This window comes from Streptococcus oralis subsp. dentisani (genome assembly GCF_002096615.1).
GTDB classification, from domain to species: domain Bacteria; phylum Bacillota; class Bacilli; order Lactobacillales; family Streptococcaceae; genus Streptococcus; species Streptococcus oralis_U.
In genome coordinates this window covers 1-325 of the sequence record NZ_NCUX01000011.1, presented here as the reverse complement: position 1 = coordinate 325, position 325 = coordinate 1, and the positions used below count along the sequence as shown (strand labels likewise).

General features: G+C 45.2%; 1 protein-coding gene. It reads right to left on the bottom strand.

Annotation, left to right across the window (positions count from 1 at the left end):
• Positions 1–325, bottom strand: a 325-nt coding sequence (locus B7708_RS00080) for a hypothetical protein (RefSeq protein ID WP_193431732.1), incomplete at both ends; no start/stop codon positions are given.

The following is a 325-nucleotide window of genomic DNA, read 5'->3' as shown; positions in this document are numbered from 1 at the left end:
GATTGACTTGAGCTTACTGATGCTGAAGTTGATTGGCTTGCTGATACAGACGCTGAAGTTGATTGACTTGCACTTACAGATGCTGAAGCGCTTTGGCTTGCTGATACAGATGCTGAAGCTGATTGACTTGCAGATACTGATGCGCTTGTTGATTGGCTAGCTGATACAGAAGCTGAAGCTGATTCACTTGCAGATACTGATGCGCTTGTTGATTGGCTAGCTGATACAGAAGCTGAAGTTGATTCACTTGCAGATACTGATGCGCTTGCTGATTGGCTAGCTGATACAGATGCTGAAGCTGATTCGCTTGCACTTACAGATGCTG